This is a genomic window from Streptomyces sp. SID486, from assembly GCF_009865385.1.
Classification (GTDB): domain Bacteria; phylum Actinomycetota; class Actinomycetes; order Streptomycetales; family Streptomycetaceae; genus Streptomyces.
The window spans coordinates 1-433 of record NZ_WWJT01000090.1; the positions used below are offsets into that span (position 1 = coordinate 1).

1 protein-coding gene is annotated in these 433 nt (G+C 77.4%); it reads left to right on the top strand.

Translation table 11 applies throughout. The features are described 5' to 3' along the window. The first annotated feature begins 161 nt into the window (after positions 1-161). Positions 162-395, top strand: a complete 234-nt coding sequence (locus GT045_RS04370) for a hypothetical protein (RefSeq protein ID WP_161333337.1) — start codon at positions 162-164, stop codon at positions 393-395. Positions 396-433 lie beyond the last annotated feature (38 nt).

The window sequence follows — 433 nt, forward strand, 5'->3', positions numbered from 1 at the left end:
AGCCCGGTGGCCCGGCGGCCCGGGAGGTGGGTGGTCCGGCAGCCCGGTGGTCCGGTGGTCCGGTGGTTCGTGACTCCGGCAGCCCGATGGTGGGGCGCGCGGTCGGTCCGGCTGTCGGAGGGCGCGGGCGGGCCGGCCGGGGGGCGGGGCCGGGGGCGTGAGTGGGACGGCCAGGGGCATGGGCATGGGCATGGGCGTGGCGGGGCCGGGGGCGTGAGTGGGACGCCCTGCGGGACCACGGCGACCTGGAACTGGTCCGCACGGCGTGGAGGCGGCTGCGCGCCGACGGCAACGGCGCCGACCGCCAGCGCTTCGTCCACCAGCGGCGCTCCAGCCTTCTCGATGTCGTCGATCACCTGATCACCCACACCACACCGGACCAAGGGTCGGCCTAGGCACAGGGAGGTCGGTGGCGCCCGGGAGGCAGGGGCCC